Here is a 17,238-nt window from a genome sequence, read left to right on the forward strand (position 1 = left end):
ACTCATCGTCATGACGTCGGTGCGGGCAACCGAGGACTTCGACAGGTGGCTGCGCCGGTTGCGCGACACGCGAGCGCGCGCGTTCATCGCAGAACGCATCCAGCGCCTGGCCCATGGGCTCGAAGGTGACGTCAAGCCGGTCGGCGGCCGTGTCAGCGAGCTTCGCATCCATCATGGTCCGGGGTACCGCGTGTACTTCACGCGGCGTGGCAAGCAATTGATCATCCTGCTCTGTGCGGGCAGCAAGGACAGCCAGGCATCGGACATCAAGAAGGCGCAACGGATCGCCGACCAGCTCTAGCGCGCACTGCCACGCGGCTCTCTCTCCAGGAATCTCTCCATGCGCAAGCCTCACCTTCTCGCCTTCGACCCTGCCGACCACCTGGTCGACGACGCCGCCATTGCGGTGTACCTCACCGAGGCGCTGGCCGCCGACGACGCGGTGCATTTCCAGGATGCACTGCAGGCCGTGGCGCGCGCACGCGGAATGGCCCACATCGCCGAGTCGACCGGCCTCGGCCGCGAGAGCCTGTACAAAGCCCTCAAACCCGGCGCGCATCCCCGTTTTGACACGGTGCAGCGCGTGCTTGGCGCACTCGGCGTGCGGCTGACGGTGACACCGCTGGATCACTCCGGGCAGGCCTGAGCGTCCCTACCCCAGCGCCGCACGTACCGCGCCCACCAACGCCGCCATCTGCGCCGGCGTGCTGAAGATGCCCGGCGTTACCCGCAGGCAGGCGCCGGAGGCCAGGCCGTCGCGTGGCACCACGAACACGCCCGACTGCCGGACCATCTGTTCGGCGGTGGCGGTGGTGTCGGCCAGCGTGGTCTGGCCGCGCAGGCGGAAGGCGGCGATCGCGCTGGACAGCCGTGGATCGGCCGAGGCCAGCAGTTGCACGCCAACCTCGTCGCGCAGCGCGTCCAGCCACAGGTTGCGCAGGTACAACAACCGGGCGCGCTTGTTGGCTACCCCGATGCGCTGGTGCAGGTCCAGCGCGACCGGCAGCGCCATGCACGCGGCGAAGTTGACCGTGCCGGTGTGGATGCGGGTGTCGATGCGGTCATCGTCGGCCTCGCCCATGTACGGGTCCAGGTCGCGCACGCGGCCGCGCCGCACGTAGATGGCGCCCATGCCCACCGGCGCGCCGATCCACTTGTGCAGGTTGATGCCGACGAAATCCACCCCCAGCGCGCGTAGCGGGGTATCCACCTGGCCGATGCCGTGCGCGGCATCGAGCACCACCTCCGCGCCGGCGGCACGGGCCAGCGCCGCGATCTCGGCCACCGGCAGCTGCATGCCGTTGCGGTGGTTGACCTGGGTGAGCAATAGCAGGCGCGTACGCGGGTAGCGCTGCAATGCCTGCCGGTAGGCTTCGACGATGCTGTCGTGGTCGAACGGCTCGGGCAGCACGATGCGCTGCGCCGCCACGCCGCGGCGGGCGTGCAACCAGCGCATTGCGCTGATCATGCTGTCGTAGTCGGTATCGGCGTACAGCACGGTGTCGCCGGGGGCGAGCCGGTTGTAGCCGCCGATCAGGACCTGCATCGCCTCGGTGGCGCCCCGCGTGAGCACGATCTCATCGGCATGCACGCCCAGCACCTCGGCCAGATGCGTGCGCGCCTGTTCCAACAGGGGTGGAAACGCCCGCCGCCCGAACCACGCGTTGCCGGCGTTCACCGTGGCGGTGGCCTGCTGGTAGGCCTGCAGTACCGGGCGTGCCATCGCGCCCCAGTACCCGTTGTCGAGCATCACCACCGCATCGTCGAGGTCGTACAGCGCCCGCACGTTCGCCCACCAGGCTTCGTCGGTGGCCAGCAGGTCGGGCATGTGGTTGGTGATCGTCGGCAGTTCCAGCCCTTCCATCATTACGTGTCCGCATCGGTAGTAGGCAGGCCTCAGTCTGCCAGTGGACCGGCGTGCATGACCACGCCACGGGCACGCATTGAACGGTTTGATAACACTTGCCGAACGAAATGATAATGACTATCATTCACGCATTGGCTGTACGCCTAGCCCTTCCGGCCCCGGCAGCGCACTGCGCACCCAGGTCCTGCCCCGTGTACACCCCCAACCGACCCGATCTGGAGCCCGCACCTGCCGATGGCGGCGAAGCGGTGCGCCAGACCAATCCCGCCGGAGACGCAGGCTTCCCCTGCCCTACCACGGTTGTCATGTGGCGCCCCGCACCGCGCGGCCCGCAATGGATTGCACCGCCGCTTTACCACCCTGGACACCTGACATGACCGTTCCAACCGCATCGCCGCTGATCCGCCCCTCGCTGCTGAGCCTGGCCCTGCTTGCCGCGCTTGCCGGCCATGCGCCGTTGGTGCTGGCCGAGACCGATCCGGGCGATGCAACCACGCTGGACACGGTCAAGGTCACCGCCGATGGCGACATCCCGACCTCGTACACCGTCAAGCAGGCCCGCACCGCGACCAAGCTGGACCTGTCGCTGCGCCACACCCCGCAGTCGGTCACCGTGCTCACCCGCCAGCGCCTGGACGACATGGGCCTGTTCGCCCTGTCCGACGTGATGGGCCAGGTCACCGGCGTGCACGTGTCGGTGACCGACAGCGAGCGCATCAGCTACATCTCGCGCGGCTATGCCATCAACAACTTCCAGATCGACGGCATGCTCAACACCTTCGGTGGGTCGATCAAGACCAACACCGACAGTGCGATCTACGAGCGCATCGAAGTGGTCCGCGGCGCCACCGGCCTGACCACCGGCGCCGGCGATCCGTCGGGCACCGTCAACATGGTGCGCAAGCGCCCCACCGATGCGGTGGCGATGAGCGCCGGGATCACCGTGGGCCGCTGGGGCAACCAGCGCCTGGAAGCGGACATCGGCGGCCCGGTCGCCCTGGACGGTCGCGTGCGCGCGCGGTTCGTGGCCGCCAAGCAGCAGAGCGATTCGTTCCGCGATGTCTACGCGCTCGACAAGGACGTGTTCTACGGCATCGTGCAGGCCGACCTGGGCGACAGCACCCTTTTCGAGGTGGGCTATGAGTACCAGTCGCCGAAGACCACCGGCGTGACCTGGGGCGTGGTGCCGTATTGGGGAGCCGACGGTACGCCGGCCAACCTGCCGCGTTCCACCAACATGTCCGCCGACTGGAGCAGCTGGCCGATCGTGGAGAAGACCACCTTCGCCCGCCTGGAGCAGCAGCTCGGCAATGGCTGGGCGATCAAGGCCGCCGCCACCCAGGCCAAGCGCGATACCGACGGCAGCGTCTGGTACGGCGCGGCCGGCTACCCGCGTGCGGACGGCACCGGCGTTACCGCCTATACCAGCCACTTCGCCGAACGCAGCGAAATGAAGGTGTTCGACCTCAACGTCAGCGGCCCGTTCCGTCTGTTCGGCCAGGAGCATGAGCTGGTGGCCGGCATCGGCCAGTCGGTGCGCGCCAGCGAGGTGCCCGACATCGACATCCCCGACTTCCCGGCCAGCTATGTCCAGGTGCCCGATTGGCGCAACTGGACCGGCCAGGTCCCGCAGCTGCCGATCCAGCGCCTGGGCCGCATCGCCTCGGAAAACGAACTGCGCCAGCGCGCCGCCTACGTGGCCGCCAAGCTGCAGTTGGCCGATCCATTGCTGGCGGTGCTGGGCGCGCGCTACGGCAGCTGGGAAACCCGTACCTGGGCCTATAGCTATGACGCGGCCGGCAACCGCAACGGCGCCACCCGCGGCGGCTACAAGCCGGACGACTCGCTCACCCCGTACTTCGGCCTGATCTACGATTTCACCCGGCAGCTCAGTGCCTACGCCAGCTACACCGACATTTTCCAGCCGCAGTCCTACCGCGACCGCAACAACAACTACCTGGAGCCGGTGGTCGGTGACATGTGGGAAGCGGGCCTGAAGGGCGAATTCTTCAACGGCCGCCTCAATGCCTCCGCGGCGGTGTTCAAGGGCGTCAAGGACAACGTGGCCGAACTGGACGACGCGGTGCCGCCAGGCAGCCTGCCCGATGGCACCGATGCCTACCGCTCCACCGGCAAGGGCAACAAGGTCCGGGGCTGGGAAGTGGAGACCCAGGGCAGCATCACCGAAAACTGGAACATCTCGGCCGGCTTTGCCCATACCACCATCCGCAACCAGGCGGGCGTGTTGCAGAACACCACCAACCCGATCGACACCTTCCGCCTCAACACCAGCTGGCGTCCCAGCGGTGCCTGGGACCGGCTGTCGCTGGGCGGTGGCGTGAGCTGGCAGAGCAGCATCTACCGCAACAGCACCAAGCCGCGCGCCGACTACCTGACCAGCGGCCGCACCGAATCGGCACGCATCACCCAGGACGCGTTCTACCTGGTCAATGTGTTTGCCGGCTACCGCTTCAACGACAATTTCTCGGCCCAGCTCAACATCAACAACCTGCTCGACAAGAAGTACTACAGCAACGTCGGTTTCTACAACGGCGTGTACTGGGGCGAGCCGCGCAACGTGATGTTGAACCTGCGCTGGAAGCTGTAACCGTTCTCCAAGGGAACGTTGCCTGGTGCAGCGACACGGCCACGGATGGCCACTTTTCCATGCATCACCGGCCGCGGCCGGTGATGTCCGTTGTTCGACATGACATTGCAGGTTCCCCGTGGACAGCACGCCTGACGCCAGCTGGTTCAGCCGCTTCGGAAGTTTCTTCGCCCGCCCCTGGTTGGGGGTGGCGTCACGCTCGTTCGCCGCGATCTTCGGCGGCTACGCATTGGCCGCCACCTGCTCGATGTTCTTCGCCGTGGCCCTGCCCATCGCGCGCGGGCAGGCCGTGCTGACCGGGATGCTGGTGGCCATCGTGCTGTGCGCCTGCGCGGCGTTGTGGGCGTTCGCCACCCGTACCGCGCTGCGCGCATGGGTCGGCATCCTGATTCCCACCGCGCTGTTCTGGGTGGGTACCGAGCTGCTGAGGGCGGGCGCATGAAGAACGGATTCCGCCAATCGATGGCGTGGCTGCACACCTGGACCGGGCTGCTGGTCGGCTGGCTGCTGTTGCTGATTTTCATGGCTGGCACGGCCAGCTACTACCGCGAAGAGATCAGCCGTTGGATGCGGCCGGAACTGCCGCGCAGTTCGGTGTCCAGCGAGGTGGCCGCCGAGCGCGCCATTGCGTTCCTGCAGCACAAGGCACCGCAGGCCGAAAGCTGGAACGTGACCCTGCCCGACCCGCGCAACCCGGCCATGCGGATGTTCTGGCGCAACCCCGAATCGATGGTCAAGCCGCCGGTGGAAGGCGAGAAGCGCCGCCGTGGCGGTGGCCGTTTCGGCGATGCCACCGTGGACCCGGGCACCGGCGAGGAAGTGGCCGCACGCGAAACCCGCGGCGGTGATTTCTTCTACCGCCTGCACTTCGACCTGCACTACATCCCCGTGTACTGGGCGCGCTATCTGGTGGGCTTCTGCGCGATGTTCATGCTGGTGGCGATCATCACCGGGGTGATCACCCACAAGAAAATCTTCAAGGACTTCTTTACCTTCCGCAAGGACAAGGGCCTGCGTTCGTGGCTGGATTTCCACAACGTCAGCGCGGTGATGGCCCTGCCGTATCACGCGATGATTACCTACACCGGCATCGTCACCCTGATGTTCATGTACCTGCCGTGGGGCGTGAACGTGGCTTACCCCAAGGATGAGGATGCGTTCTTCAGCGAGGCCTTCGCGCGCCTGGCCGATATCGACACACCGACCGAAGGCACGGCCACCGCACTGCCCATCCAGCAGTTGCTGGATGCCGCGCGCGCCGAGTGGAAGGGCGCCCAGGTGAGCGGCTTCACCCTGTACCACCCGGGTGGGGCCAATGCGGTGATCGATGTGTACCAGCGTGATGGCAAGCGGCTGTCGGTGGATACGCCGTCGTTGCGCTATGACGCGGTGAGCGGCGCGCTGATCGAGGCCAGCCCGCTGTCCGGTGGCGCCACCCAGACCCGCGGGGTGATGTACGGCCTGCACCTGGCCCGCTTTGCCGACTGGGGACTGCGTGCGTTGTTCTTCGTGTCCGGCCTGATCGGCTGCCTGATGGTGGCCAGCGGCGTGGTGCTGTGGGCGGTCAAGGAACGGCCCAAGCATGCCAAGAGCGGAAAGATCGGCTTCGGCCTGCGCCTGGTGGACGCACTCAACATCGGCGCGGTCGCCGGCCTGCCGATCGCCTTCGCCGCCTACTTCTGGGGCAACCGGCTGCTGCCGGTGCAGATGGCCGAGCGCGCCGATGCCGAAGTGAACGTGTTCTTCTACGCCTGGGCTGCGGCCCTGCTGGCGGCCTTCATCTGGCCCAAGCGGCTGATGTGGGCATGGCAGCTGTACCTGGGCGCGGCGATGTTCCTGTTGATCCCGGTGATCAATGCCCTCACCACCCACGCACACCTGGGCGTGACCCTGCGCACCGGCGACTGGGTGCTGGCCGGGTTCGACCTGATGATGCTGGCCTTCGGTGCGGTGCTGGCCTACTGCGCGCTGCGCATGCAGCGTTGGCAACCGGCGCTGAGCGCGGCGGAGAAGAAGAAGCGGCAGGCCGCCGCGGCGGCAGCAGCCAAGGCGCAGGAGAGCGCGAACGTGGAGGCCAACGCATGATGCTGCTGGCCCTCACCGTGAGCTTCTCGGCCTTTACCGCGCTGTCGCTGGCCATGGACAAGCACCAGCTGGACCTGCACGGCAAGGCGCCGGCCAGCCCGGCACGCATGCGCCTGTGGCGTTGGCTGGGCTGGGCGCTGCTGACGCTGTCGTTCGTGCTGTGCGTATGGGACCACGGCTGGGCCGCCGGTCCGGTGCTGTGGCTGGGTGCGATGACGGTCAGCGGCATGCTGATCGCCTTCGGCCTGTACCCGTTCCGGCCACGCTGGATCGCCCCGTTGGCGTGGGCATTGCCGGTGATCGGGTTGGCGGTGGCGCTGCTCGCACACTGACCGGCGGCCGAACGGGTAGAGCCGACCGTTGGTCGGCTATCGCCATGCCCGAACGGAAAACAGCCGACCAACGGTCGGCTCTACCGTGACCGGCAGCGTCAGGGGACCAGCGAAAACACGTGCGCCGGTGCGGCCATGTCGTCGATGACCAGGCGGTTGCGCGCCACGCACTCGTGCAGCGCACCGGACTTCACCGCGACCCGTTCGCTGGCCAGGTTGCCCACCGCTACGACGATCTCCACGCGCTGCAGCTGCAGCGACCCGAATGCGTGGGCCGCAAGTGCCTGCACGACGCGGGTGGCAACGCCCTGGCCCTGCCCCGCCTGCCGCACCCAGTACCCCAGGTTGCAGAAGCGATGATCGCGCCGGATGGCGTTCAATCCGGCGCCGCCCAGAAACGCACCGGTGGCCGGGTCGAACACGCCGTACTCGTACGCCGTGCCCGCCTCCCAGCCTTCGCGGCACGCCTGGAACCACTGCAGCGCCTGGTCGTCGCGGTAGTCCACCGAGGACCACGGCATCCAGCGCCGCATGCCCTCGGCCGATTCCCGCACCGCCGCGGCGAAGGCGGCGGCATCGGTGTCCTCGAAGGGACGCAGCAGCAGTCCGTGGGTGTGGAGGTGGCGATCGTCCATGCGGCCCTTTTCCGTCATGCGCCGTAGCGGCGCAGTTCCCATGCACGGTGGATGCGCGGGTTGCGCTCGAAGTCATCGCCGATGGTATCGGCGGAGATCTCCTTGCACTCGGCGAACTCCTTGATCGCTTCTTCGTCCAGCTTGAAGCGGCGGAAGTTGTTGGAGAAGTACAGCACGCCTTCCGGGCTCAACCGCGCCACGGCCGCGCGCAGCAGGCGCACGTGCTCGCGCTGCACGTCGAAGTCTTCGGCGCGCGCGGAGTTGGAGAAGGTCGGCGGATCGCAGAAGATCACGTCGAAGCGGTGCCGCTCGGCCTCCAGCCACGCCAGCGCATCGGCCTGGATCAGCTGGTGCTGGCTGCCGCCCTTGCCGTTCAAGGCCAGGTTGTCGGCGCACCACTGCAGGTAGGTGCCGGACAGGTCCACGCTGGTGGTCGATGCCGCACCGGCCACCGCCGCCTGCACACTGGCCACGCCGGTGTAGCAGAACAGGTTGAGGAAGCGCTTGCCGATGGCCTCCTGGGCCATGTGCCAGCGCAACGGACGGTGGTCCAGGAACAGGCCGGTGTCGAGGTAATCGAACAGGTTCACACGCAGCAGCGCGTCGTTCTCGCGCACCAGCACGAACTCGCCACGCTGCTCGAAACGACCGTACTTGCTGCCGCCCTTACCGCGTTCGCGCGACTTCAGTGCGACCTGCTCGGCCGGCACCTGGAACACCTCGCGCGCGGCCGACAACAGCTCGTTGCGGCGGCGGCGCACGTCCACGTCGGGAATGGTGGCCGGTGCAGCGTATTCCTGCACGTGCAGGAAGGTACGGCGCGCGCCGGCATCTTCTTCGTAGACGTCGATGGCGGCGGCGTATTCGGGCAGGTCGGCATCGTAGACGCGGTAGCAGGTGATCGCTTCGCGTGCGCGCCAGTTCTTGAACTTCTTGATGTTCTTGCGCAGGCGGTTGGCCACCATCTGCGCGCCTTCGCTGAGCTCACGCGGCTGCCCGGCGTTCTCGCGCTGCGGCACCGCGATGGGGTCGCAGACGATCAGCGCGCACTCGATGGCGCCGTTGAACAGCTGGTACTTCTTGTTGGCGCGCAGGCCGGTGGCGAAGGCCAGGTCGGCGCTGCCGCACAACAGGCTGGCGCGCCACTGCGGCACCGCGCGCTTGAGCGCGTCGCCGAGCTGGCGGTACAGCACCGCATCGGCGGCCAGGCGCTCGTCATAGGGCGGGTTGCAGACCACGCAGCCGGTCTCCTGCGGCGGCACCTGCACATCGGTGATGTCGCGCACGCCGAACCAGATGGCGTGGCCCACACCGGCCGTTTCGGCGTTCTGCTTGGCCGCATGGATGGCGTGCGGATCGACGTCGCTGCCGTGGATCACCTGCTTGAGTGCACTGCGGCCGGCGGTTTCGCGGGCGCGCGCTTCCTCCATCAGGCTGTTCCAGGCGTCGCGGTCGAAGCCCAGCCAGCGGCTCGGCGGAATGCTGCCGTGGCGCTGCAGGCCCGGGGCCACGTCGGCGGCCATCAAGGCACCTTCGATCAACAGGGTGCCGCTGCCGCACATCGGGTCGAGCAGGCCACCGCCTTCGCTGTGGATCTTCGGCCAGTTGGCGCGCAGCAGCACGGCGGCGGCCAGGTTTTCCTTCAGCGGCGCATCGTTCTGCGCCATGCGCCAGCCGCGGCGGTGCATCGGGCCACCGCCCAGGTCGATCGAGATCGTGGCCCGGCCCTTGCGCAGCGACAGGTTGATGCGCACGTCCGGGAAGTCGGTGTTGACCGACGGCCGCTCCAGGCCCTGCGAACGCAGGCTGTCGACCACGCCGTCCTTGACCCGCTGGGCGGCGAAGCGCGCGTGGGTGATTTCGGTCCCGGAGACGTGCGCGTCCACCGACAGGGTCAGCTCGGGGCTGATGTGCTGCTCCCACGCCATCGCCGACACGCCCTGGTAGAGCGAGCCTTCATCGGGGCAGTCGAACTCGGTCAGCGGCCACAGCACCCGGCTGGCCAGGCGCGACCACAGCACCACGCGCTGCGCCTGCGCCAGTTCGCCCTCGGCGTTGACGCCGGAAATGGTGGCGGTGGCCTTTTCCAGGCCAAGCGCCAACAGTTCGTCGGCAAGCAGGTACTCCAGGCCCTTGGCGCAGGAAACAAAGAATTTCACAGGATCGGTATCGCAGGTCAGCGGAGAAGGGGTGCCCTCGGGCACGGCAAGCAGCCCGGCGCGGGCGCCAGGAGGGCCATTGTACGTGACCGGGGCAGGATCGCCCCGACGGCGCGGCCGGACCACCGGATCCGGGGCACGGCCCCACGGCAGGTCGCTCCGCCGTCACAACGACAGCAGCAATTCCTCGAACGCCCGGGCCGACACTTCGACGTGATTGTTCAGCCGGTGCCCGTCATCGACCAGCAGCAGCCGCGCCGAGCGGGCCTGGGCCCAGGCGATCACCTGTGCGGCGGGAATCAGCTCGTCATGCCAGGCATGCACCACGCTGGTGGGCACCGGGGCCGCGTCCAGGGCCGACATCGGGCCCATGGTGGTGGGCGGCACCATCAGGAACAGGCCCCGGGTGGGAACCTGCAGCGAGGCGATCGCCGAGATGTAGGCGCCCAGGCTGGAGCCGGCCAGCACCACCGGTCCGCGCTGCGCGGCGCCGGCGGCCAGCTCTAGCAGCCGCTGCAGGCGCGCACGCACGTCGCCCACGCTGCTTACCGCGCGCATCGCGTCGAGGTCGGTGTAGTCGGGGCGTTCATGGGTCCAGCCCAGACGCTGGGCGACCTCGGCCAGCGCGGTCACCTTGGTGGCGTCCGGGCCGCTCTCAAAGCCGTGGGAAAGGATGCAGTGGCCGCGGCTCATGCACGCACCGGGCAGGAATCGATTTGAGCGTTCATGGCGGAATGCTAGCATCGCGCCATGCCCGGCCGCGCCCCGCCACCGATCGATCCGCAGCCCCTGCCCTACCAGGACAGCCTGCAGGCGCGTGTGCCGGCGCAGGTCGACCTGGTGGTGATCCACTGCACCGAACTGCCCGACCTGGCGATGGCGCGCGCATACGGCGAGCGCGTGCTGTACGACAGCGGCAGCGGCAACAGCGGGCACTTCTACATCGACCGTGACGGCCGCATCGTGCAGTACGTGGCGGTGGACCGGGTGGCGCACCATGTCAGCGGCTACAACCCGCGCTCGATCGGTATCGAGCTGGTCAACCGCGGGCGCTACCCGCACTGGCTGGATTCGCGCCATCAGGCCATGGACGAGCCCTACGCCGACGCCCAGATCGCCGCGCTGATCGACCTGCTTCAGCACCTGTGCCAGACCCTGCCAGCACTGCAGTACATCGCCGGGCACGAGTGGCTGGACACGCGCGAGGAAGTGGCCAGCGACGATCCCGAACGGCGGGTGCCGCGCAAACGCGACCCGGGTCCGTTGTTCCCGTGGCCACGGGTGTTGGCGGCGGTGGCGCTGCAGGAAATGCGGGGGTGAATCGGGGTTGCCGGGCAGAGCCCGGCACTACCGGTTTGGTTGCCGGGCAGAGCCCGGCACTACGGGTGCGGGCATCAGCCGGTGGCGACCGGGCGCGTGGGGTCGCTGACCCACCCGCTCCACGAATCGGCATAGACCTTTGCGCCGTGCAGGCCGGCCACTTCCATGGCCAGTAGCAGGTGGCAGGCGGTGACGCCCGAGCCGCACATCAGCACGACCTGTTCGGGGGCATGGGTGCCGATCAACGGCTGCAGCGCGGCGCGCAGATCAGGGGCCGGGCGCAGGCGGCCGTCTGCCACGTTCAGCGCGAACGGGCGGTTGACCGCCCCGGGTACGTGGCCGGCGACCGGGTCGAGCGGCTCCACGTCGCCGCGGAAGCGCTCGCCCGCGCGCGCATCCAGCAGCCACCCCGGTGCGTGCTTGAGGCGCGCGGCGACTTCGTCGACCGTTGCGATCCGGGCGCGATCGAAACGGCCCGGATAGGGAGGCAGCGGTTCCACCACCGGTTGGTCGGTGGTCAACGCCAGGCCAGCGGCCTGCCAGGCGGCCACGCCGCCGTCGAGCACCGCCACCCGGGCATGGCCGATCAGGCGCAGCAGCCACCACAGGCGCGCGGCGGCCATGCTGCCATCCGCGGCGTCGTAGACCACCACCTGGGTATCGGGCGCGATGCCCCACCTGCCGAGCGTGGCGGCGAACGTGTCACTGTCGGGCAGCGGATGGCGGCCCTGGCCGGTCTTGCCCAGGTCGGCCAGGTCACGGTTGAGATCGGCGTGCAGCGCGCCCGGAATATGCCCCTGCGCGTATGCCTGGGCACCGGATTGCGGATCGGTCAGCGCGAACCGCGCGTCCATCACGCGTACCGCAGTGCTGGCCGTGGCGCGCGCATCCAGCACGCGGGTGCCGGCCTGGCCCAGGGTCGCGGCCAGATCGGCGGCATCCACCAGCGTGGTCCAGGTGGGAGTGGCGGTGTTCATTCGGTCTGCTCCAGGCGGCGACGCAGGTTGTAGAGAATGGCGGCGGTGGCGCCCCAGATGCGCTGGCCGGGCCAGCCGTACTCCAGCACGTGGCGGACACGGCCGCGGTGCTCGATGTCCACGTGGCGCAGGTTGTCCGGATCCATCAGGTAGGCCAGCGGCACTTCAAACACTTCGGCCACTTCGTCCGGCTGCGGCACCGCCACGAACGCCGGGTCGATCACCGCCACCACCGGCATCACCCGGTAGCCGGTGATGGTCACAAACGGGTCGAGATAGCCAAGCACCTGGACCTGCTCGGGCGGCAGTGCGATTTCTTCCTGGCTTTCACGCAGCGCGGCGGCCACCGCATCGCGATCGTCCGGCTCGGTACGTCCACCCGGAAAGCCCACCTGCCCGCCGTGCTGGCGCAGCGTTTCGGTGCGCCGGGTCAAAATCACCTGGGCCCCTTCGGCGCGCGGCACGATGCCGGCCAGCACTGCCGCTTCCACCGGCGGCCCGGGCGGCAGCAGATCGATCAGTTCGCTGCGGTTCCAGCCATCGCCGGTCGGCGGCTGGTCGAGCGGGTGCAGGGCGCGCAACAGGCGCTCGTGTTCGGCCAGCGAGCCGCGCAGCGATTGCCGCAACTGCTCGCGCAGCGGCAGCGTGTGCTGCATGACGTGGTTCTGTTGGTGTCGAGTCATCGTGGACCAGCGGGTGATTTCATCCACGCTGCGCAGGCAGCCCGTGCAAAGGCCGGCGCGATCCAGCGCGCAGATGCCGATGCAGGGCGTAGGTGTTGCATGCGTGGGGTCTGCCAGGGAATGCACCGGGCAACATTAGCGCGAATACACGGGATTTGCGCGGTTTCCAGGCGCCTTCGGGCCGCGTCTGCAGTAGATCCAGGCGCGCGTGACGCCGCACGGCCGGGCACAAAAAAACGCGCCGGTGATCCACCGGCGCGTTCGGGGTGCAACGACAGATTACTTGACGCTGACCAGCTTGATCTCGAACTGCACAGCCACGTTCGGCGGGAACGGGGTGCGCGGGTCGGCACCGTAGGCCTGTTCCGGCGGCAGGGTGACTTCCCACTTCGAGCCAGCCGGCATCTGCACGAGCACTTCGCGCATGGCCTTCATTTCGACTTCGCTGACCTTGATCGACGGAATCTGCTGCGCCGGACGCGCTTCAGCCGGACGGGTGCCGTACGGGTACGGACCGGCAACTTCCAGCTGCACGACGCTGGCCTGGGTCGGCTTGGCGCCCTTGCCGGCTTCAACCACGCGGTACTGCACGCCGCTCGGCAGCGCCTGCACGCCGGCCTTGGCCTTGTTGGCGGCCAGGAACTGGGTGCTCTTGGTCTTGTTGTCGGCCGCAGCCTTGTCGTATTCGGCCTTGGCGGCCTGGGCACGACCCTGCTCGCGCTTCTGGAAGGCTTCGACGGCCGGCTTCAACTGCTCCGCCGTGATCGACGGCTGCTTCTTGGCGTAGGCATCCTGCAGGCCCTTGACCACCGAGTTGATGTCCAGCTGCTCGCCGCGCGCGGTGAGTTCAGCGAGGTTGTTACCGTAGTCGTAACCGAAGTAATAGCTCAGCTTGCCCTTTTCGGACGAGGTGTCCTGGGCGAAGGCATTGCCCGTCAGGGCCAGGGCCGCGACGGCGACCGCGATAGAACGCAACTTCATCAAACGTTTCTCCAGGGGTGGTAACTCAGGACGCATTGGGCCGCCCTGAGGCGACGGGTTAGGATAGCCGCCGCAACGTTGAACCGCCACTAACGACGCAGGCTCTGACCTGACTTCGTTTCAAGAGTTCAACATCACTTTTTTTTAACGTTTTCAGGAGTCCTGCCGTGGCCGACGCCCCCATCGCCCCCGCCCCTATCGACGTTGCCGATGACGGTGCCATCCGCACCGTGACCGTGAACCGGCCGGACAAGCTCAATGCCCTCAACCGCGCCACGCTGGAGGCCCTGGATGCGGCGTTTGCCGCGGCCGCTGCCGATCCGGCGGTCCGCGTGGTGGTGCTGACCGGCGCCGGTCCCAAGGCCTTCGTGGCCGGCGCGGATATCGCGGAAATGAACGGATTGAGCCCGGTTCAGGGACGTGACTTCTCGCTGCTGGGCCAGCAATTGATGCGCCGCATCGAGCGGATGCCCAAGCCGGTCCTGGCCCGGATCAACGGATTTGCGCTGGGCGGCGGCCTGGAACTGGCGATGGCCTGCCACCTGCGCATCGCCGCGGACACCGCCAAGGTGGGGCAGCCCGAGATCAACCTGGGGCTGATTCCCGGCTTCGGCGGCAGCCAGCGCCTGCTGCGCCTGTGCGGCCGCGCTGCTGCGTTGGAGCTCTGCCTGCTGGGCACGCCGATCGCCGCCGCGCGCGCCCTGCACTTGGGTATCGTCAATGAAGTGGTGGCTGCCGATGCGCTCGACGCGCGCGTGGCCGAGCTTGCGTTGCAGCTGGCCAAGGCCGCGCCGCTGGCGTTGCGCGGCATCCTCGATGCGATCCACGTGGGCGGCGAATGCGCGCTGGGCGAAGGCTTGGAGTACGAAAGCGCGCAGTTCGGGCTGATGTTCGCCACCGAGGACATGCGCGAAGGCACCGCCGCGTTCCTTGCCCGGCGCCCGCCGGTGTTCCAGAACCGCTGAGCCATGCACGCCGCACCTGCCCTGCCCGCCCGCCTGCTGTTGCTGGTGCTCGATGACGACCTGGACGCTGCGCTGGCGGCGGGCCTGATGGACTATGTGCCCTCACCGGGCGACGCCGCACTGCTGCCGGGCCACCCGGATCTTGCCGCGCGCCTGGTGCAGGCCCAGCAGCAGCTGTACCGTGCCTGGGCCGCGCGTGCGCGCTACCAGCAGCGCACGCAGCGGCTGGCCCGCCGCGCCGCCGAACGCGAGGCGCGCCGCGCACCGCCGGCCCCCACACCCGAACTGAAACCGGCCCTGCCGCCCGCCGCCGCCGCGATCCTGGCGCGCGCGAAGGCCAAGGCTGCCGGCAAGACTTCCTGATGAGCACGATGAAGAGCACCCCGGCGGCCAAACCTGCGCCGCGCAGCGCGCGCATGCCCAAGGCCGACGTGATCGAAATGTTCACGCGCCTGCGCGAACTCAACCCGCACCCGAAGACCGAACTGGAGTACAGCTCGCCGTTCGAACTGCTGGTGGCCGTGGCGCTGTCTGCGCAGGCCACCGACGTGGGCGTCAACAAGGCCACCCGCAAGCTGTTCCCGGTGGCCAACACGCCGCAGGCGATGCTCGCGCTGGGCGAAGACGGCCTGAAGAAATACATCGCCACCATCGGCCTGTTCAACGCCAAGGCCAAGAACGTGATCGCCGCCTGCGCGATGCTGATCGACCAGCACGGCGGCGAGGTCCCGCGCGACCGTGCCGCGCTGGAGGCGCTGCCGGGGGTGGGCCGCAAAACCGCCAACGTGGTGCTCAACACGGCGTTCGGCGAGCCGGTGATGGCGGTGGACACCCACATTTTCCGCGTATCCAACCGCACCGGGCTGGCCCCGGGCAAGGACGTGCGCGCGGTGGAAGACCTGCTGGTGAAGGTGATCCCGGCCGAGTTCCTGCTCGATGCGCACCACTGGCTGATCCTGCACGGCCGCTACGTGTGCAAGGCGCGCAAGCCGGACTGCCCGCAATGCGTCATCCGCGACCTGTGCCGGTTCAAGCAGAAAACCGCCGCCTGAGGCGGTGTCGCGACTGCCATCTGCACGCAACCCGGCGGTCATCTGCGTCGGGCATCAATGGCAACCCCTGACGGCGCCTGACCCGGGCCGGCCGTCGGTTTGTCTGAAACTGTCATATTTACGCAATCTTCACTAATTAGCCTGCGCAGCATCTTCCCACCTGCCTGCAAGGCTCCTCTCCATGAAACTGCATCGCCAACTCCTGACCGCGGCTGTTGCGGCTGCGCTGTTCGTCCCGGCTGCCCACGCCGAAGTGGCCATCGATGTGATCGGCGGTTCGGAGATCACCTTCGAAGGCCTGGTCCAGGCCGACGGCAACTGGTTCGACAACGACCTGACCGACCTCAACGGCGGTGATGCCGGCAACGGCAAGGACAGCGAGTTCGAACTGCGCCGCGCCGAACTGGTGCTCAAGGGCAAGGGCCCGGGCAACATCGAATGGGTGGTCGGCTACGACGCCAAGGCCGACAAGTTCCTGGACACCAACCTGAAGTACAAGCTGGCCGGCAACGCCAACCACTTCGTGCAGTTCGGCCAGTTCAAGCAGCCCAACAGCCTGGAAGAACTGTCCAGCACCAAGAACAACGACTTCATTTCCAAGGCGGCCGTCACCAATACCTACGCGGTGGCCCGTCGCCTCGGTGGCGCCTACAGCATCGGTGACAACAACTGGTCGGTGACCGCCAGCGCCTTCGGCCGCGAGCTGACCCGCAACCTGGCCCACGGCAGCGGCTACGGCGCGCGTGGTACCTGGGCGCCGATCAACGACAAGGGCCAGGTGCTCCACTTCGGCCTGAGCTATGTGGACTACGACACCGACGCAGACACCCTGCGCGTGCGTGCCCGTCCCAACGCCGACCTGGCCACCGCGCGTCTGGTCGACAGCGGCAACCTGGTGGACACCGACCGCGTCAGCACGATCGGCGCCGAAGCGATGTACATCGGCGGCCCGTTCAAGGCCCAGGCCGAGTACTACACCAGCAAGGCCAAGCGCTATACCCGCGACAACTACACCAGCGACGGCTTCTACGTCAGCGGCCTGTGGAACATCACCGGCGAGACCTGGGGCTACAAGGGCGGCACGCCGACCACCGGCCTGCCGGATGAGCCGGGCCGCGGCATGTGGCAGCTGGGCGCGCGCTACGACCACATGGATCTGAACGACGGCAACGTCAACGCCAACCCGGTGGCCGGCCGTCCGCCGATCGTCGATGGCGTGCTCGGCGGCAAGATGGATATCTGGACCGTGGGCGTGAACTACTACTGGCGCTCCAACACCAAGTTCGCGCTGAACTACGTGATGGTGGACAGCAAGAAGTACAACTCGACCGCGCGTGCGTTCGTGAACGACGACCCGAACATCCTCGAAGCGCGCCTGCAGTTCTTCTGGTAAGCGTGGCGGTAAATGTGTGACAGAAAGGGCGCAGCTTGGGCTGCGCCCTTTTTTTTTGGTTCTTCTCCCATCTGAGGGAAGCGTCTTGTTCCAATGGCCGTCGCAGAGTGAGCACGACGCGACGCGGGTGGCCGGGTGTGCAGGCGCCGATTGGATCGGCTTGCCTTCCGATCGGGCCGGT

At 67.9% G+C, this 17,238-nt stretch carries 18 protein-coding genes; 11 read left to right on the forward strand and 7 right to left on the reverse strand.

Translation table 11 applies throughout. From position 1 onward, the window contains the following. The first annotated feature begins 10 nt into the window (after positions 1-10). Together DX03_RS13000 and DX03_RS13005 are read left to right on the forward strand one after the other, a co-directional pair. Complete coding sequence (locus DX03_RS13000) at positions 11-301, forward strand: type II toxin-antitoxin system RelE/ParE family toxin (protein WP_038692358.1); 291 nt, start codon at positions 11-13, stop codon at positions 299-301. Between the two features lie 39 nt (positions 302-340). Next, positions 341-646 (forward strand): addiction module antidote protein, encoded by a 306-nt coding sequence (locus DX03_RS13005; RefSeq protein WP_038689351.1) that lies wholly within the window; start codon positions 341-343, stop codon positions 644-646. Between the two features lie 6 nt (positions 647-652). Here DX03_RS13005 and DX03_RS13010 read toward each other — a convergent pair whose 3' ends face one another. Continuing rightward, complete coding sequence (locus DX03_RS13010; protein WP_081797241.1) at positions 653-1,867, reverse strand: aminotransferase class V-fold PLP-dependent enzyme; 1,215 nt, start codon at positions 1,865-1,867, stop codon at positions 653-655. Positions 1,868-2,240: 373 nt separating this feature from the next. Between DX03_RS13010 and DX03_RS13015 the strand changes: the two genes are divergently transcribed. From DX03_RS13015 to DX03_RS13030, 4 genes are all read left to right on the forward strand, one after another. Beyond that, positions 2,241-4,475 carry a TonB-dependent siderophore receptor gene (locus tag DX03_RS13015; RefSeq protein ID WP_038689353.1) on the forward strand — a complete coding sequence of 745 codons (2,235 nt, stop codon included), beginning with the start codon at positions 2,241-2,243 and terminating at the stop codon, positions 4,473-4,475. A gap of 118 nt (positions 4,476-4,593) precedes the next feature. After that, positions 4,594-4,917, forward strand: coding sequence for a DUF3649 domain-containing protein (locus DX03_RS13020; protein ID WP_038689355.1), 324 nt, complete (start codon positions 4,594-4,596; stop codon positions 4,915-4,917). Beyond that, positions 4,914-6,560 (forward strand): PepSY-associated TM helix domain-containing protein, encoded by a 1,647-nt coding sequence (locus tag DX03_RS13025; RefSeq protein ID WP_038689357.1) that lies wholly within the window; start codon positions 4,914-4,916, stop codon positions 6,558-6,560. Before DX03_RS13020 ends, DX03_RS13025 begins: the two co-directional genes overlap by 4 nt. Next, positions 6,557-6,892: a DUF3325 domain-containing protein gene (locus DX03_RS13030; RefSeq protein WP_038689359.1), complete on the forward strand. Its 336-nt coding sequence runs from the start codon at positions 6,557-6,559 to the stop codon at positions 6,890-6,892. Before DX03_RS13025 ends, DX03_RS13030 begins: the two co-directional genes overlap by 4 nt. A gap of 98 nt (positions 6,893-6,990) precedes the next feature. On the opposite strand, the gene DX03_RS13035 is transcribed toward DX03_RS13030, so the two are convergent. From DX03_RS13035 to DX03_RS13045, 3 genes are all read right to left on the reverse strand, one after another. Then, positions 6,991-7,527: a GNAT family N-acetyltransferase gene (locus DX03_RS13035; protein WP_038692363.1), complete on the reverse strand. Its 537-nt coding sequence runs from the start codon at positions 7,525-7,527 to the stop codon at positions 6,991-6,993. A 14-nt stretch (positions 7,528-7,541) separates the two neighbouring features. Next, complete coding sequence (gene rlmKL / locus DX03_RS13040; RefSeq protein ID WP_038689361.1) at positions 7,542-9,686, reverse strand: bifunctional 23S rRNA (guanine(2069)-N(7))-methyltransferase RlmK/23S rRNA (guanine(2445)-N(2))-methyltransferase RlmL; 2,145 nt, start codon at positions 9,684-9,686, stop codon at positions 7,542-7,544. A 165-nt stretch (positions 9,687-9,851) separates the two neighbouring features. Next, on the reverse strand, positions 9,852-10,379 hold the full coding sequence (locus DX03_RS13045; protein WP_038689362.1) for an alpha/beta hydrolase: 528 nt from the start codon (positions 10,377-10,379) through the stop codon (positions 9,852-9,854). A gap of 57 nt (positions 10,380-10,436) precedes the next feature. Between DX03_RS13045 and DX03_RS13050 the strand changes: the two genes are divergently transcribed. Next, positions 10,437-11,006, forward strand: coding sequence for an N-acetylmuramoyl-L-alanine amidase (locus DX03_RS13050; RefSeq protein ID WP_038689364.1), 570 nt, complete (start codon positions 10,437-10,439; stop codon positions 11,004-11,006). A 74-nt stretch (positions 11,007-11,080) separates the two neighbouring features. Here the strand turns inward: DX03_RS13050 and DX03_RS13055 are convergent, their stop codons facing one another. The 3 genes from DX03_RS13055 to DX03_RS13065 all read right to left on the reverse strand — a co-directional run bounded on the left by DX03_RS13055 (position 11,081) and on the right by DX03_RS13065 (position 13,647). Next, positions 11,081-11,983: a sulfurtransferase gene (locus tag DX03_RS13055; protein ID WP_038689366.1), complete on the reverse strand. Its 903-nt coding sequence runs from the start codon at positions 11,981-11,983 to the stop codon at positions 11,081-11,083. Beyond that, positions 11,980-12,783, reverse strand: coding sequence for a CoA pyrophosphatase (locus DX03_RS13060; protein ID WP_038692365.1), 804 nt, complete (start codon positions 12,781-12,783; stop codon positions 11,980-11,982). The genes DX03_RS13055 and DX03_RS13060 overlap by 4 nt, the downstream gene beginning before the upstream one ends. A 162-nt stretch (positions 12,784-12,945) precedes the next feature. Beyond that, positions 12,946-13,647, reverse strand: a complete 702-nt coding sequence (locus tag DX03_RS13065) for an FKBP-type peptidyl-prolyl cis-trans isomerase N-terminal domain-containing protein (protein ID WP_038689367.1) — start codon at positions 13,645-13,647, stop codon at positions 12,946-12,948. Positions 13,648-13,829: 182 nt separating this feature from the next. Between DX03_RS13065 and DX03_RS13070 the strand changes: the two genes are divergently transcribed. The 4 genes from DX03_RS13070 (at position 13,830) to DX03_RS13085 (ending at position 17,057) form a co-directional block, all read left to right on the forward strand. After that, positions 13,830-14,612 (forward strand): enoyl-CoA hydratase-related protein, encoded by a 783-nt coding sequence (locus DX03_RS13070; RefSeq protein ID WP_038692367.1) that lies wholly within the window; start codon positions 13,830-13,832, stop codon positions 14,610-14,612. A 3-nt stretch (positions 14,613-14,615) separates the two neighbouring features. Beyond that, positions 14,616-14,975 carry a hypothetical protein gene (locus DX03_RS13075; protein ID WP_038689369.1) on the forward strand — a complete coding sequence of 120 codons (360 nt, stop codon included), beginning with the start codon at positions 14,616-14,618 and terminating at the stop codon, positions 14,973-14,975. Next, on the forward strand, positions 14,975-15,664 hold the full coding sequence (nth, locus tag DX03_RS13080; RefSeq protein WP_038689371.1) for an endonuclease III: 690 nt from the start codon (positions 14,975-14,977) through the stop codon (positions 15,662-15,664). Before DX03_RS13075 ends, nth begins: the two co-directional genes overlap by 1 nt. 181 nt (positions 15,665-15,845) lie before the next feature. Then, positions 15,846-17,057, forward strand: coding sequence for an OprO/OprP family phosphate-selective porin (locus tag DX03_RS13085; protein WP_038689373.1), 1,212 nt, complete (start codon positions 15,846-15,848; stop codon positions 17,055-17,057). Positions 17,058-17,238 lie beyond the last annotated feature (181 nt).

It is taken from the genome of Stenotrophomonas rhizophila (genome assembly GCF_000661955.1).
Classification (GTDB): Bacteria; Pseudomonadota; Gammaproteobacteria; order Xanthomonadales; family Xanthomonadaceae; genus Stenotrophomonas; species Stenotrophomonas rhizophila.

What these genes read in the sequence shown, in the direction of transcription:
- DX03_RS13000 (WP_038692358.1), top strand. Translation starts at nt 11, where the DNA reads ATGACGTCGGTGCGGGCAACCGAGGACTTCGACAGGTGGCTGCGCCGG.
- DX03_RS13005 (WP_038689351.1), top strand. Translation starts at nt 341, where the DNA reads ATGCGCAAGCCTCACCTTCTCGCCTTCGACCCTGCCGACCACCTGGTC.
- DX03_RS13010 (WP_081797241.1), bottom strand. Translation starts at nt 1,867, where the DNA reads ATGATGGAAGGGCTGGAACTGCCGACGATCACCAACCACATGCCCGAC.
- DX03_RS13015 (WP_038689353.1), top strand. Translation starts at nt 2,241, where the DNA reads ATGACCGTTCCAACCGCATCGCCGCTGATCCGCCCCTCGCTGCTGAGC.
- DX03_RS13025 (WP_038689357.1), top strand. Translation starts at nt 4,914, where the DNA reads ATGAAGAACGGATTCCGCCAATCGATGGCGTGGCTGCACACCTGGACC.
- DX03_RS13030 (WP_038689359.1), top strand. Translation starts at nt 6,557, where the DNA reads ATGATGCTGCTGGCCCTCACCGTGAGCTTCTCGGCCTTTACCGCGCTG.
- DX03_RS13035 (WP_038692363.1), bottom strand. Translation starts at nt 7,527, where the DNA reads ATGGACGATCGCCACCTCCACACCCACGGACTGCTGCTGCGTCCCTTC.
- DX03_RS13045 (WP_038689362.1), bottom strand. Translation starts at nt 10,379, where the DNA reads ATGAGCCGCGGCCACTGCATCCTTTCCCACGGCTTTGAGAGCGGCCCG.
- DX03_RS13050 (WP_038689364.1), top strand. Translation starts at nt 10,437, where the DNA reads ATGCCCGGCCGCGCCCCGCCACCGATCGATCCGCAGCCCCTGCCCTAC.
- DX03_RS13055 (WP_038689366.1), bottom strand. Translation starts at nt 11,983, where the DNA reads ATGAACACCGCCACTCCCACCTGGACCACGCTGGTGGATGCCGCCGAT.
- DX03_RS13065 (WP_038689367.1), bottom strand. Translation starts at nt 13,647, where the DNA reads ATGAAGTTGCGTTCTATCGCGGTCGCCGTCGCGGCCCTGGCCCTGACG.
- DX03_RS13075 (WP_038689369.1), top strand. Translation starts at nt 14,616, where the DNA reads ATGCACGCCGCACCTGCCCTGCCCGCCCGCCTGCTGTTGCTGGTGCTC.
- nth (WP_038689371.1), top strand. Translation starts at nt 14,975, where the DNA reads ATGAGCACGATGAAGAGCACCCCGGCGGCCAAACCTGCGCCGCGCAGC.
- DX03_RS13085 (WP_038689373.1), top strand. Translation starts at nt 15,846, where the DNA reads ATGAAACTGCATCGCCAACTCCTGACCGCGGCTGTTGCGGCTGCGCTG.